Origin of the sequence: Pseudochrobactrum albidum (genome assembly GCF_051851455.1) — a bacterium.
Classification (GTDB): domain Bacteria; phylum Pseudomonadota; class Alphaproteobacteria; order Rhizobiales; family Rhizobiaceae; genus Pseudochrobactrum.
The window spans coordinates 208,249-222,567 of the sequence record NZ_JBPVTR010000022.1 but is presented as its reverse complement, the minus strand read 5'-3'; the positions used below and the strand labels follow the sequence as shown (position 1 = coordinate 222,567).

General features: G+C 49.8%; 10 protein-coding genes. All 10 read right to left on the bottom strand.

Features of this window, described 5'->3' with window-relative positions; translation table 11 throughout:
- Positions 1 to 1,051: 1,051 nt before the first annotated feature.
- On the bottom strand, positions 1,052 to 1,765 hold the full coding sequence (locus ACSTTO_RS08335) for an ABC transporter ATP-binding protein (RefSeq protein WP_439272681.1): 714 nt from the start codon (positions 1,763 to 1,765) through the stop codon (positions 1,052 to 1,054).
- On the bottom strand, positions 1,765 to 2,991 hold the full coding sequence (locus ACSTTO_RS08330; RefSeq protein WP_439272855.1) for a lipoprotein-releasing ABC transporter permease subunit: 1,227 nt from the start codon (positions 2,989 to 2,991) through the stop codon (positions 1,765 to 1,767). Before ACSTTO_RS08330 ends, ACSTTO_RS08335 begins: the two co-directional genes overlap by 1 nt.
- A 143-nt stretch (positions 2,992 to 3,134) precedes the next feature.
- Positions 3,135 to 4,463, bottom strand: coding sequence for a proline--tRNA ligase (gene proS, locus ACSTTO_RS08325; RefSeq protein WP_439272680.1), 1,329 nt, complete (start codon positions 4,461 to 4,463; stop codon positions 3,135 to 3,137).
- Between the two features lie 1,203 nt (positions 4,464 to 5,666).
- Positions 5,667 to 5,933 carry a DUF1467 family protein gene (locus ACSTTO_RS08320; protein WP_439272679.1) on the bottom strand — a complete coding sequence of 89 codons (267 nt, stop codon included), beginning with the start codon at positions 5,931 to 5,933 and terminating at the stop codon, positions 5,667 to 5,669.
- Between the two features lie 216 nt (positions 5,934 to 6,149).
- On the bottom strand, positions 6,150 to 7,859 hold the full coding sequence (locus ACSTTO_RS08315; protein ID WP_439272678.1) for a ribonuclease J: 1,710 nt from the start codon (positions 7,857 to 7,859) through the stop codon (positions 6,150 to 6,152).
- Between the two features lie 286 nt (positions 7,860 to 8,145).
- Positions 8,146 to 8,952: a biotin--[acetyl-CoA-carboxylase] ligase gene (locus ACSTTO_RS08310; RefSeq protein WP_439272677.1), complete on the bottom strand. Its 807-nt coding sequence runs from the start codon at positions 8,950 to 8,952 to the stop codon at positions 8,146 to 8,148.
- An 89-nt stretch (positions 8,953 to 9,041) separates the two neighbouring features.
- Positions 9,042 to 10,490: an NADH-quinone oxidoreductase subunit NuoN gene (nuoN, locus tag ACSTTO_RS08305; RefSeq protein ID WP_439272676.1), complete on the bottom strand. Its 1,449-nt coding sequence runs from the start codon at positions 10,488 to 10,490 to the stop codon at positions 9,042 to 9,044.
- A 17-nt stretch (positions 10,491 to 10,507) separates the two neighbouring features.
- Complete coding sequence (locus ACSTTO_RS08300) at positions 10,508 to 12,013, bottom strand: NADH-quinone oxidoreductase subunit M (RefSeq protein ID WP_439272675.1); 1,506 nt, start codon at positions 12,011 to 12,013, stop codon at positions 10,508 to 10,510.
- Positions 12,013 to 13,995: an NADH-quinone oxidoreductase subunit L gene (gene nuoL / locus ACSTTO_RS08295; RefSeq protein WP_439272674.1), complete on the bottom strand. Its 1,983-nt coding sequence runs from the start codon at positions 13,993 to 13,995 to the stop codon at positions 12,013 to 12,015. The genes ACSTTO_RS08300 and nuoL overlap by 1 nt, the downstream gene beginning before the upstream one ends.
- A gap of 7 nt (positions 13,996 to 14,002) precedes the next feature.
- Positions 14,003 to 14,311, bottom strand: coding sequence for an NADH-quinone oxidoreductase subunit NuoK (gene nuoK / locus ACSTTO_RS08290; protein ID WP_439272853.1), 309 nt, complete (start codon positions 14,309 to 14,311; stop codon positions 14,003 to 14,005).
- Positions 14,312 to 14,319: the final 8 nt, after the last annotated feature.

The window sequence follows — 14,319 nt, the reverse complement described above, 5'->3', positions numbered from 1 at the left end:
AGCCTGCAAATGCAGCCATTACCTTTTATCGCGGCAGAACTGAGCCAACCAGAGCCAGCCAGCAAGGCGGGATGCGCTTAAAACATCCTTCTGGCAAAGTGCCGAAACAAATATCTTTTTCCCGCAATGGCGCGGGAATGTCCAGCTATAAGCACATAATCCACCGCTCTTACACAGGCAGTTATGCCGCCTGTGATGTTTTTAAAGGCTGTTGCCGCATCATAAATTATCTGACGGCATTGTGGCTATCGCGACGCTGCATATCAGTCTTTTCAAAAGGCGCTGAGCCATAATGCAAATGTTGCTACAAACAAACCGATGGAAATGAAAGACATAACATCACGAACCAGATCAGACATGTTTTGAACTCCATATGTTCTTGTATGTTTGTAATTTGTTCTATTGTCGTTCTGCAGTCAAGCCCTAAATTGCGGCGAAAAAATATCTATAGTTAGTGAAATATGAATCATCACATCACAGAGAAGACAAGAACAAAACAAGAATAAATAATGCGCTTAAATATCAATATTTTACATCAAAGACTAAAGAAGCAGTGCGTTTTCGGCCTCTATCCAGCAGTGGACAGATTGGGCGGCTTCCCGCCTGCCATGACTAAAAACTGCTACAACAATCGGCCTGATTTCATTGATATGTGCAAGTAAGGTGAGATGTTTTTATGCGCAATGAGGGGCTTTGTTCGCGCACCGGTCTTTACTGCCCTTCTGAATCAAGCCGGCGCGAAAAAAGAGTGAGGCCATTACAATCAGCCTCATGGTTTTTATATTATTTGCCCCTTAATTCGCTCAGGCTTTATCAATATCCGCCCGTGAAAAGGCCTTGCCTTTGTACAGAAGCAGCAAGCGCAGTTCCTTAACCCTGCATAAGAGAGGCAATCGCCCAATTTAAATTTGGCAGTATGCCTGATAAAGCGAACAAGGCTTTTTTGCTCTGTTCAGGACAAACACTTTTTCTCAAAATATAAAAATGCCGCATGCAGCCAGCATACGGCATCCTGATGATTTGTCTGCCAGAAAAGCTTACAAGTTCAATATCAGGCCGTGGCTTTTTTCAGATCAAGATCAATGATCTTGCCATCCTTTAATGTTACGCAGCGATCCATACGCCGCGCCAGATCATGATTATGGGTTGCGATCAGCGCTGACAGGCCGGACTGGCGCACCAATGCTTCCAAAGCCTGAAACACATAAGATGATGTGGAAGGATCAAGATTGCCGGTTGGCTCATCAGCAAACAGCACCAGCGGCGCATTGGCCACAGCGCGGGCAATGGCCACACGTTGCTGTTCCCCGCCTGAAAGCTCCGAGGGACGATGTGAGGAGCGCGGCCCTATGCGCATATAATCAAGCAAATTTTGTGCCCGTTGTGCAGCAAGCCCGGATGAGAGGCCGCGCAACATTTGCGGGATCATCACATTTTCCAATGCTGTAAATTCCGGCAGCAAATGATGAAACTGATAGACAAAGCCCAGATCATTGCGGCGCATGGCGGTGCGCCGGTCATCATCGAGCTGCGCACAAGAGGTTTTGCCAAGGATCACATCGCCGGAATCCGGCTTTTCAAGCAAGCCGGCCGTATGCAGCAAAGTGGATTTGCCCGCCCCTGACGGCGCCACAAGCGCTACCATTTCACCACGCATCAGGCTGAAATTCGCATCCTTGAGAATGACCAGTTCACGGTCTGCCTCATGATAGCTGCGGCAGACATTTTTCAATTGCAGAATTGGTTCATTAGGCTGGCGGCTCATTATTCATACCTCAGCGCATCAACAGGATCGAGTTTGGCAGCACGCCATGCCGGAAAAATTGTGGCGATAAATGACAGGAATAACGCCATACCGATAACAGAAAGCGTCTCTCCCAGATTCATTTTTGCCGGCAGCTGGCTCAGGAAATAAAGCTCGGGATTAAACAGGGTTGTGCCTGAAAGCCATGAAAAAAACGCACGAATGCGCTCCACATTCAGGCAAACCACAACGCCAAGCACCACGCCCGCCAGCGTGCCGGCCACACCAATGGCAGCGCCTGTCATCAAAAAGATGCGCATAACCGCACCCCGTGTTGCCCCCATTGTGCGCAGGATTGCAATGTCACGCCCCTTATCCTTTACCAGCATGATGAGGCCGGAAATAATATTGAGCGCAGCAACCAGCACGATCAAAGTCAGGATCATAAACATCACATTGCGCTCAACCTGCAGGGCGGAGAAGAATGTGGCATTGCGCTGGCGCCAATCAGTCAGCATCACAGGGCGCTCTGCCGCCTCTTCCACACCGGCGCGCAACTCATCAACCTTGTCCGGATTATCAGCAAAAACCTCAATCGACTGTACACGCCCCTCCTGATTGAAGAATAACTGCGCTTCCGACAGGGGCATCAGCACAATAGAGGCATCATATTCCGACATGCCGATTTCAAAAATTGCCTTGACCGGATAGGCTTTGGTACGGGCATTAACGCCAAAAGGCGTGACATCGCCATCAGGTGAGATGATTTTAATGTCATCCCCCACGGCCAGCCCCAGATTTTGCGCCATGCGCGTGCCGATTGCCACACCGTCAGAAGTATCAAAATTGGCAAAAGTACCCGATTTCACATTTTGCGAGATCAGCTTAAGCTTCTCAATATCCTGCTCACGCAAACCGCGCACCAATGCACCGGTGCCAGCGCCAATTGCGCCTTGCACAAGCGCCTGCCCCTCAACCACCGGAATGGCAAAATTCACCCCCGGCAAAGCATCCATGCGCTTAACAATATGGTCATAATCTTCCAGCGGGCTATCAATCGGCGCAACAATCAAATGGCCGTTAATGCCAAGAATACGATTGAGCAATTCAGTGCGGAAGCCATTCATCACCGCCATAACGATGATAAGCGTTGCCACACCAAGCATGATGCCGGTGAATGAAAAACCGGCAATCACGGAAATAAAAGCCTCACGACGGCGTGAACGCAGATAACGCCATGCGATCATGCGTTCCAGCCTGGAAAACGGCCCGGTGCCCGAACGCCTGCCTTGTGCGGCAGGCTGTTTTTCCGGCTGTTTCCTGGGCAATTTCTTAAGCAATTGCACACCTCCGTTGCCCTGAGTTCCAGCTGTCGCAGGCTTTTTAAACATTACTGCTCCGTTGTCAGGAAATTGATTGCGGCTTCAACCGTCATGGTTTTGCGTTCACCGGTCTTGCGATCCTTGATCTCCACCTCACCATTGGCAACACTGCGCGGCCCGGCAATAATCTGAACCGGCACGCCTATCAGATCCATAGTGGCAAATTTTGAACCGGCGCGCTCATCCGTATCATCCAGAAGCGGATCAAGACCGGCATTGGTCAGGGCTTCATAAAGCTTTTCGCAAGCGGCATCACACGCTGCATCACCTGGCTTCATATTAACAATGCCTGCGCCAAACGGTGCAATGGCCTTTGGCCAGATGATGCCGTTTTCATCATGGAATGCCTCAATCGTTGCGGCAACCACGCGTGAAGGGCCAATGCCGTAAGAGCCCATGGAAACCAGATGCTCCTTGCCATCAGGCCCTTGCACCTTTGCCCCCATCGGCTCGGAATATTTGGTGCCAAAATGGAAGATGTGGCCAACCTCAATGCCACGCGCTGCAACCTGACTTTCCGCATCCACTTTTGCCCATGCGGCTTCATCATGCATCTCTTCCGTTGCGGCATAGGGTTTTGTCCACTGGTCAACAACGGTTGCTATGGCTGCATCATCAAAGAAATCAATATCCGCACCGGGCACCGGCAGATCAAGATAAGCGCGATCACAGAAAACCTGACTCTCACCGGTTTCAGCCAAAATGATAAATTCATGGCTCAGATCACCGCCAATCGGGCCGGTATCCGCACGCATCGGCACAACCTGCACGCCAATGCGTGAGAATGTGCGCAGATAAGACACGAACATACGGTAATAGGCGGCCTTGGCGCCCTCATAATCAAGATCAAAGGAATAGGCATCCTTCATCAAGAATTCACGCGAGCGCATCACACCAAAACGCGGGCGCACCTCATCGCGGAATTTCCACTGGATGTGATAGAGATTAAGCGGCAGATCCTTATAAGAGCGCACATAAGAGCGGAAAATATCCGTGACCATTTCCTCATTGGTCGGGCCAAACAACATTTCACGCTCGGAGCGGTCTTTAATGCGCAGCATTTCCTTGCCATAGGCATCATAACGGCCGCTTTCCCGCCACAAATCGGCAGACTGAATGGTCGGCATGAGGATTTCATTGCCGCCTGCCCTGTTCTGCTCTTCACGGATAATCGTATTGACCTTGTTAAGCACCTTCAGACCCAGCGGCAGCCATGTATAAATACCGGCTGATTGCTGGCGGATCATCCCTGCACGCAACATCAGGCGATGAGAGACAATTTCTGCCTCTTTGGGATTTTCTTTAAGGATTGGCAAAAAGAAGCGGGACATACGCATGGGAAAAACCACCGGAAATTATTCCCGACCCCAAAGAATCAGGAAAAAACACATAAAATCTCCCGTGCTTATTAACCACTAATCCCGGCAATGAAAACCCGTTTCACATGGCGCTGCTTTGTTGCCTTGCACCATAGCAAGCCTGCCCAAATTATGTTCAGTGGCTGTTCTTTTTTATTTCGCCTGCACAAGACCAGTAAAAAAACATACACGCAAGGAAAAGCCAACCATGAACAACAAAACATACCAAATTATGGCACGGAAGATTAAGCGTCCGTTCTTGCGACAAACAGGCTGAAAACAAAGTCTTCAGGAGGTTATTGCGCGCACCGCGCTCCAATATTTTATCCTTGTGTGATTCTATAAAACGCGCAGAACCCGCTTCAAAATATCGTGATCAATGATATTTTCAGGAATTTGCAACCTGAAAACTTATAACCAATGATAAGAATCAGCTGATTTTTACAGCTTTGTGACAAATTTTTATCAATGCAGTTTTTTGATAAAAACCGCAAAAACATCGCTCCAAGGTACGAAATCCGGCCTGAACCGGCTTAAAATTCCGCAAAACAGCCGTTAAATTAAAAATCTTATGGCATTTTTGTGTCTTTGCCAAAAAAATGCGTGACAACTGATATTTCTCATTCTACATTTAAGTAACGACAACAGAGAGCAGGTTTAACTACTCTCACACGCGGTCAAAGTCTTGGGAGGATGCAACTCTGGCGCGGTTTTCTCGCTGCCGCCTGTAATAAGGATACGAGTTGGACGCGTATTTTATCAGCAAGGCACCAGCCTTGCTTTTTTTTATATCTTAATAGTACAAATATAGTGTGATTATAAGAGTTTTTTATTCTTACATATAAAACAGGCTTTCGTTTAACCAGGCTGCAGGCCTGACTTTGCAATTTCTGCTGATTATATTTTCACGGAGCACAATGTTAAGATTGGTTCGCGTTAGGATCGGCTCGCATCAGCGCTCAGTTTGGCTTGCGCTGCATCGTTTTTTTAAGAGCATTTCTCTTTTTTCACTGCAGCAATGCGATGCCCTTATTCTTATTGCCTCTCATTCCTTTATTTTATCGCATTATTACAGATATAAACCATGCCGTTCCGATTGCGAAATACCAAGGCAACCCTGTCAAGATTTTTAGTATAATTATGTTATTTCAATATGTTATATAAAAAACTTTATGTATAGATTCATAATTCAGGGAAAAAATGCGGGATGTCATCCAGCCCAAAGCCTAATTTCTGCGTAATAAACCAGAACAGGCCGAAAATGATACTGGCCAAAATTGTGGTACGCAGAAAAGCCAGCCAGATACGTGCGCGCGCCGGTGCGCTTGCTACTGTGCCGGGCACAATATAATTTTCTTCCGCCTGTGTTCTCAGGCCAAAGGGCAGCATTGCAAACAGGCTTATCCACCAGATAATGAAATAAATAGCCATAGCGGAAACAACAGACATTTTTCCTCCTCGCAAGGGCGTTTATATTTTATTTCTCCTGCCCTTGCGCAAACTATATGCCAGCGCAGCAAATGGCACAAGTTTGGCGAGGCCTTTTCTTCACACCCGCATCAGAAGCACATACAGCCTGTAAAACCGTTTGCTAAATTTGTTAAAAGCAAAATAAAACCGCCGGTAAATATCACACCGGCGGTTCATTTATGTTTGATACAAGATTTAAACATCCGTCAGACGGGTTATAAAAACGGTTGTTACCGGCTTTTTGCCCCAGACTTCATTGGCTGCGGCACGCACGGCACGGCGTGCGGCTTCACGCACCAGTTCAATATCCTTGCGTCGCACACGCGGAATGCTTTCAACCGCGTTGACAGCCGCATCATAGAGCAAATCTTCAATCAAATTGCGCTGTGCATCTTCTTCCGGCAAGCCAAAAGTTACAATCTCCGGCTCGTCATAAATTTTGCACTGGCTGTCCAGCAGGATAGAAACCGCCACATGGCCCACATAAGCCAGTTTGCGGCGCTCGGTAATGCCCATTTCGTCTTCATCGCCGATCAGGCGGCCATCTTTATAGATGCGGCCATAGGGAGCCTCATCAATAATTTTTGGCGCAGCCGGTGCAAGGCGCAATATATCGCCATTGCGGATTTGCACAACCTCGGGGATACCGGCCTGCATGCCCAGCGCAGCTTGCGCCGTCAGATGAGCGGCCTCGCCATGAACCGGCACCAGAATTTGCGGGCGCACCCATGCATACATACGCTTAAGCTCATTGCGGCGCGGATGGCCTGAAACATGCACAAGCGCATCCTCATCAGTGATGATCCGGATCCCCTGATCAATCAAAAGGTTTTTAATTTCAATAATGGATTTTTCATTGCCCGGAATGGTACGCGATGAGAAAATCACCGTATCGCCCGCTGTCAGGGCCAGTGAGCGCATTTCATCCCGCGCCAGTTTGGCCAATGCCGCGCGCGGCTCCCCCTGACTGCCGGTTAAAATCATCACCACATTTTCGCGCGGGATATAGCCATAATCCTCTTCGGAGAGAAATTCCGGCAGCCCTTCCATCATTCCAAGTTCCGTTGCCACAGAGATGCAACGCTTCATCGAGCGGCCAACCACCAAAACCTGACGGCCGGCATCACGCGCGGCCTCTGCAATGGAACGAATACGCCCGACATTGGAAGAAAAAGTGGTGATTGCCACCCGCCCGCTGGCATTTTCAATCAATTCACGCAGGCTTTGGGAAACCTGACGTTCGGACGGCGATTCCCCGTCACGCATTGCATTGGTGCTGTCGCAAACCAGAGCCAGCACGCCCTCATCACCCAATTGTTCAAAGCGTTGTGCATCCAGCACCGCGCCCAGCGACGGTTCAGGATCAATTTTCCAGTCACCGGTATGAATGACACGGCCAAGCGGCGTGGTAATTGCCAGTGATACCGGCTCGGGAATGGAATGGGTAACTGCCAGTGCCTCAATCTGAAAAGCGCCAATCTCAAAACGTTCACCGGCACGAAACACAGTAACCGGAATTTCCGGCGCATTATATTCCGCCTGCCGTTTGGCTTCGAGCAAGCCGGCTGTGAAAGGCGTGGCATAAACCGGCAGACGCAAACGCGGCCACAAATCCAGAAGAGAGCCAAAATGATCTTCATGGGCATGCGTGATAATGATAGCGCGGATATTATTACGCTCAGCCTCCAGATAGCGGATATCGGGCAAAATAAGATCTGCGCCCGGCAATTCAGGGCCTGCAAAACTCACGCCCATATCAACAATAATCCATTCCCGCGCATGTTCGGGCCCATAGCCATACATTGCGAGATTCATACCAATTTCACCAACACCGCCTAACGGCAGAAAAACCAGCTCGGCTTTACCTGCTTCCTGTTGCAGGTCATCCAGATGGGACTGGGGCATTCCCCCTCCTCAAAAAAATTTAACGCACATCATTGCCAGCAGCATCGCTGCCCCGACTTGCTGTCAACAGCAAGGGCAAGGCATTGAGCCGCTTTTGGCAATGCAAATTCAACTTCATTAATTTCATGACCTCTAAAGAGATGAGAAGCAAGAATAGTTGTATAAAATTCCCCACTTACAAAAAGAAAACTGAATTTTAATGGCCAATTCCGGGCATTATTGTGTATATGCCACATAACAAGCGGCTTAATCCGTCTTTTAGGACTGTTCTTATCAAGGCATATTATCAGACTGCAGCAGAATTGAAGAAAACCTCACCGGCAGTGATAATCTGTTTGCGTCCCTGCGGCAGGCTCAGCACCAAATGTCCCTGACTGTCAATTGTTGTAAAAGTGCCTTCAAACAATTCCGCGCCGCTTTGCACGCGGATCACCTCCCCCAGCCGCGCAGCATATTTCAGCCAATTGGTGCGAATAATATCAATGCCTGCACCGCTATTCTCTGCACCGTCGTTCCCTGCATCGCCATTCCATATGTCAAAATTTTGCGCAAAACGCTCTGCGAGCATATGCAGCACCTGTTCGGCTTGCTGCCTGTAACCGCATTGCCGCAAGCTGGTAACCGCATAGGGCAAGCCTAGCGGACTATGCAGCACATTAACGCCGATACCAATTGCCAAAGCCTTGCGTCCGTCTTTAAGAAATGCCGATTCCAGCAAAATACCTGAGAGTTTTGCGCCATCGGCCAGCACGTCATTCGGCCATTTGAGCTGAAAACATGTTTTACTATGCGGCAATAATGTTTCAACCGCCTGCACAAGGGAGAGCCCGGCCACAAAACTTAAAGTCGCCGCAACCTCCAGCGAATAATCATGAACAAGCAGCAATGTTGCCGCCAGATTTCCGGCCTGTGTTGACCATTCCCTTCCGCGGCGGCCACGGCCGGAACGCTGATCCTTGGTGACATACCAGACAGCATTTTCAGCGCCTGTCTGCGCATCAGCCAAGGCTTGTGTATTGGTGGAACCTATTGTCTCAAATTCCTTTACCCTGTAACCGGCAGCAATTGTTTTTTCACTCAACACAAAAGTCATTCTCTATCCGTTTTTTATCAACTGCGCCTGCAAAACAAAAACGCCCGGTGCAGAACCGGGCGTTTATAGCATATCTAATCCACAACCTGTCAGAAAAATGCTCTGGCGGCATTGGCTGCCCAAATGCCAACCGGCGTGGCAATCAGCGCATAAAACAGAACAAAGGCTGCTGAAACGCCCATGACCAGTTTCAATTCACCGGCAGGTGCCTCAAGGCCACCGGCGGGTTCATCAAACCACATGACCTTGATAACGCGCAGATAATAGAAAGCACCAACAACCGAGGCCACAATACCAATAACTGCCAGCGGAATGAGGCCGGCCTGCACAGCGGCAAGGAATGTGTACCATTTTGCAAAGAAACCAGCCAGCGGCGGAATACCGGCAAGCGAGAACATAAAAATTGTCATGATGGTTGCCATCACCGGATTGGTGCGGGACAGACCGGCCAGATCACTGATTTCCTCAAGATTGCCGTTCTTATTGCGCATTGCCAGAATGAAAGCAAAAGATCCCAGTGTCATCACCAGATAGATCAGCATATAAATGGCAACGCCGCGCACGCCGTCAACTGTTCCGGCGGCCAGACCAACCAGAGCATAACCCACATGGCTGATTGAGGAATAAGCCATCAGACGCTTGATATTCTTCTGCCCGATTGCAGCAAAAGCACCAAGTATCATTGAAGCCAGCGCCACAAAGACAATAATCTGCTGCCAATCATGAGTGAGCGGTGCAAATGCCCCCATCGTTACCCGTACCAGCAATGCCATGGCAGCCATTTTGGGAGCAGCGGCAAAAAATGCGGTCACAGGCGTTGGCGCACCCTCATAGACATCCGGTGTCCACATATGGAACGGAACAGCGGAGATTTTAAAGGCCAGACCAGCCAGAATAAAGACCAGACCAAAGACCAGCCCCAGCTGTCTTGCCCCCGCTTCGGCACCACCGGTAACGCTTGCTGCAATATCGGCAAAATTGATTGTGCCGGTATAGCCATAGACCAGTGAAATACCATAAAGAAGCATACCCGAAGACAATGCGCCGAGGACAAAATATTTCAAGCCGGCTTCTGTGGAGCGAACACTGTCGCGGTTGAAAGCCGCCAGCACATAAAGCGCCAGAGACGACATTTCAAGGCCGAGATAAAGTGCCAGCATATTATTGGCTGACACCATCAGCAGCATGCCAACCGTGGACAGCACCACCAGAACCGGAAATTCAAACTTGTTGATTTTCTGATCTCTTGCAAAGCCCACAGACATGATCAGTGTGACAACCGAACCGATCAATGTCAGCACCTTCATGAAGCGGGTGAAGCTGTTGTTGACAAGCGCCGAACCAAAGGCGTTGCCTTCAGACGGGAAAACCAGAAGAAGCGCGAGCGCACCCAGAAGCAACGCCACAGAAAGACCTGTGACGATTGTGCTGGCGCGTTCGCCGGAAAATACCCCTACCATCAGCAGCACCAATGCCCCCAGGGTAAGCAGCACTTCAGGAGCAGCAAGGGTAAGATGGGCAATCAAATCGGTATACATCGCTCGATGCCTTCGTCTTAATTTGCAATCGGCATGGCAATTGCTGCCACAGCCGCATTGTAGTTGTTGACCAGAGCGTCAACGGCACTCGCAGTCGCGTCAAAGACCGGAACCGGATAGACACCGAAGAAGATCGTCAAAATGACGAGCGGATACAGGATCAGCTTTTCACGCACGGAGAGATCCAGCAGCGCCTTAAGGCTTTCCTTATCCAGCGCACCAAAAATAACGCGGCGGTACAGATAAAGCGCATAGGAAGCCGACAGGATAACACCGGTTGTTGCGATCACGGCGATCCATGTATTGGCCTGGAAAACACCGAACAATGTCAGAAATTCACCAATAAAGCCGGATGTGCCAGGCAGGCCGACATTGGCCATGGTGAAGATCAGGAACACGACTGCATATTTCGGCATATTGTTGACCAGACCGCCATAAGCCGCAATTTCACGCGTGTGCATACGGTCATAAACCACGCCCACACAGAGGAACAGTGCGCCGGAAACGATACCGTGTGACAGCATCTGGAACAACGCACCCTGCACACCCTGCACATTGGCTGCAAAAATACCCATGGTCACATAGCCCATATGCGCAACGGACGAATAGGCAATCAGCTTTTTGATATCGGTCTGCACCAGAGCCACCAGAGAGGTATAAACAATGGCGATAACCGAGAGCCAGAATATGAAAGGCGCAAAATCGGCTGAAGCGAGCGGGAACATTGGCAGCGAGAAACGCAGGAAACCATAACCGCCAAGTTTCAGCAAAATACCCGCCAGAATAACCGAACCGGCTGTTGGTGCTTCCACATGCGCATCAGGCAACCATGTATGCACCGGCCACATCGGCATTTTAACCGCAAAGGATGCAAAGAAGGCAAGCCACAGCCATGTCTGCATCGAGGCCGGGAAATCATAGGCCAGAAGAGTCGGAATATCCATTGTACCGGCTGTGAAATACATTGCCATCATGGCAATGAGCATCAAAACCGAGCCCAGAAGCGTATAAAGGAAGAATTTGATACTGGCATAGACGCGGCGCGGACCACCCCATACACCGATGATGATGAACATCGGAATAAGGCTGGCCTCGAAGAATACGTAAAACAGGAACATATCCAGTGCGCAGAACACGCCGATAACCAGAGCTTCCAGAATGAGGAATGCGATCATATATTCCTTGACGCGGAAATCGACCGATTTCCAGCTGGCAAGGATACAGAACGGCATCAGGAAGGCAGTCAGCACCACAAACAGCATGGAGATACCATCCACGCCCATGTGATAGGTAATACCTTCACCGAACCATGCATGTTTCTCAACCATCTGGAAACCGGCATCAGAATTATCAAAGCCTGCCCAGACAATAAGAGACAATACAAAAACAAAAAGAGTGGTCAGCAATGCAACATTGCGGATATTGCGGCGCGCTGCCTCGCTGTCGTCCCTGATCAGAAGGATCAGGAACGCGCCAACGAGCGGCAGAAACGTGACCGTTGAGAGAATTGGCCAGTCGGTCATCAGAAAGAGCTCCCGATCATCATCCAGGTGACGAGCGCGGCGACACCGATAAGCATCGCGAATGCGTAGTGATAAAGATAACCGCTCTGCAATTTAACAACGCGGTTGGTAATGTCGACCACACGGGCCGCAACACCATTGGGCCCCAGGCCGTCAATAATCTTCACATCACCGGTTTTCCAGAAGAAACGCCCCAGAGCCATGGCCGGACGAACAAACAGGAAATCGTAAAGTTCGTCAAAATACCATTTATTGAGCAGGAACTGGTAAAGCCCCGGATGACGTGCGGCGATTGCCTTTGGTGTTTCCGGCGAGCGGATATAGAACCCCCAGGCAACAACAAAACCAAGGATCATTGCAATAAACGGAGAGAACTTAACCCATACCGGTACATGATGATACTCATGCAGGAGTTCATTATGCGCACCGGTGAACAAGGCCCCCTTCCAGAAAGCATCATAATGTTCGCCGAAGAAATAATCGTGGAACACAAAGCCTGCAAACAACGCACCGACAGCCAGAATAAACAGCGGTACCAGCATGACAGCTCCGGATTCATGAACATGATGCATAACCTCGGCAGTAGCGCGCGGCTTGCCGTGGAAGGTCATGAAAATCAGACGCCATGAATAGAAAGAGGTAAAGGCAGCAGCCACCACCAGCAATGTAAAGGCAAAGCCCGATGCAATGCTGTGGGAAGCAAAAGCCGATTCAATAATCGCATCCTTGGAGAAGAAACCGGCCGTACCGATAACAGTGCCCGGAATGCCAAGCCCTGTCAGCGCTACTGTACCAATGATCATCATCCAATAGGTGGTTGGGATGAGTTTGCGCAAACCACCCATGCGGCGCATATCCTGTTCATCCGATACGGCATGGATCACCGAACCCGCACCAAGGAACAAAAGTGCTTTAAAGAAAGCGTGCGTGAACAGGTGGAAAACAGCCGCGCCATAAGCGCCAACGCCAAGCGCCACAAACATATAGCCCAACTGCGAACAGGTGGAATAAGCAATCACGCGCTTTATGTCGTTTTGCACCAGACCTACGGTTGCGGCAAAAAACGCCGTAATCGCGCCGATAATGGTGACAACCAGCAAGGCTGTTTCAGATTGTTCAAAGATCGGCGACATGCGCGCAACCATGAACACACCTGCGGTCACCATGGTTGCCGCGTGGATCAGAGCCGATACAGGGGTCGGGCCTTCCATCGCATCGGGCAGCCATGTATGCAGCAAAAACTGCGCCGATTTACCCATGGCACCCGTAAAGAGCAGCAGGGCAACAATGGTCAGCGCGCCCTGACGGTCAAGCTGGAAGCCAAGGAAATTCAGGACAATCTGCGAAGCATTTTCACCGGCGGCATAATTTTGCGCTGTGGCAAAAATCGTGGTGTAATCCACCGCGCCAAACAGCACAAAAATACCAAAAATACCAAGCAGGAAGCCAAAATCACCAACACGGTTGACCACAAAAGCCTTCATCGCTGCCGCGTTGGCCGATGGTTTTTTAAACCAGAAGCCAATCAGCAAATAAGATGCAAGGCCAACGCCTTCCCAGCCAAAGAACATCTGCACCAGATTATCGGAGGTCACCAGCATCAGCATTGCAAAGGTGAACAGTGACAAATAGGCGAAGAAACGCGGGCGGTGCGGATCATGATGCATATAGCCGATCGAATAGATATGCACGAGCGCCGATACGCTGTTGATAACAACAAGCATAATCGCGGTCAGCGTATCTACACGGATAGCCCAGTCAAAAGCCAGCGTGCCAGAGGTGAGCCAGTGCAACACAGGCACACGCACAGGCTCGGATGAGCCAAGCGCAATATTAAAAAATACAACCCATGACAGCACTGCGGCAATCACAAGAAAGCCGGAAGTAATATATTCGCTGGCCTTGGCGCCAATCTTATTGCCATAAAGACCGGCAATAAGAAAACCAAGCAGCGGAAGGAAGACGATCGCGTAATAGAGCATCTGCCCGTCAACCTTTCATGACATTGACATCTTCCACCGCGATGGAACCGCGGTTGCGGAAGAACACGACAAGAATAGCAAGACCGATCGCCGCTTCAGCAGCTGCAACAGTCAGGACGAAGAGTGCGAAAACCTGCCCGACCAGATCGCCGAGCGTGGAGGAAAACGCAATAAAATTAAGATTGACCGAAAGAAGAATAAGCTCGACCGACATCAAAATGACGATCACATTCTTGCGGTTGAGGAAAACCCCGAAAACGCCGAGCGTAAACAGGATTGCCGACACGGTCAGATAATGTTCAATACCGACTACCATCATAAGGC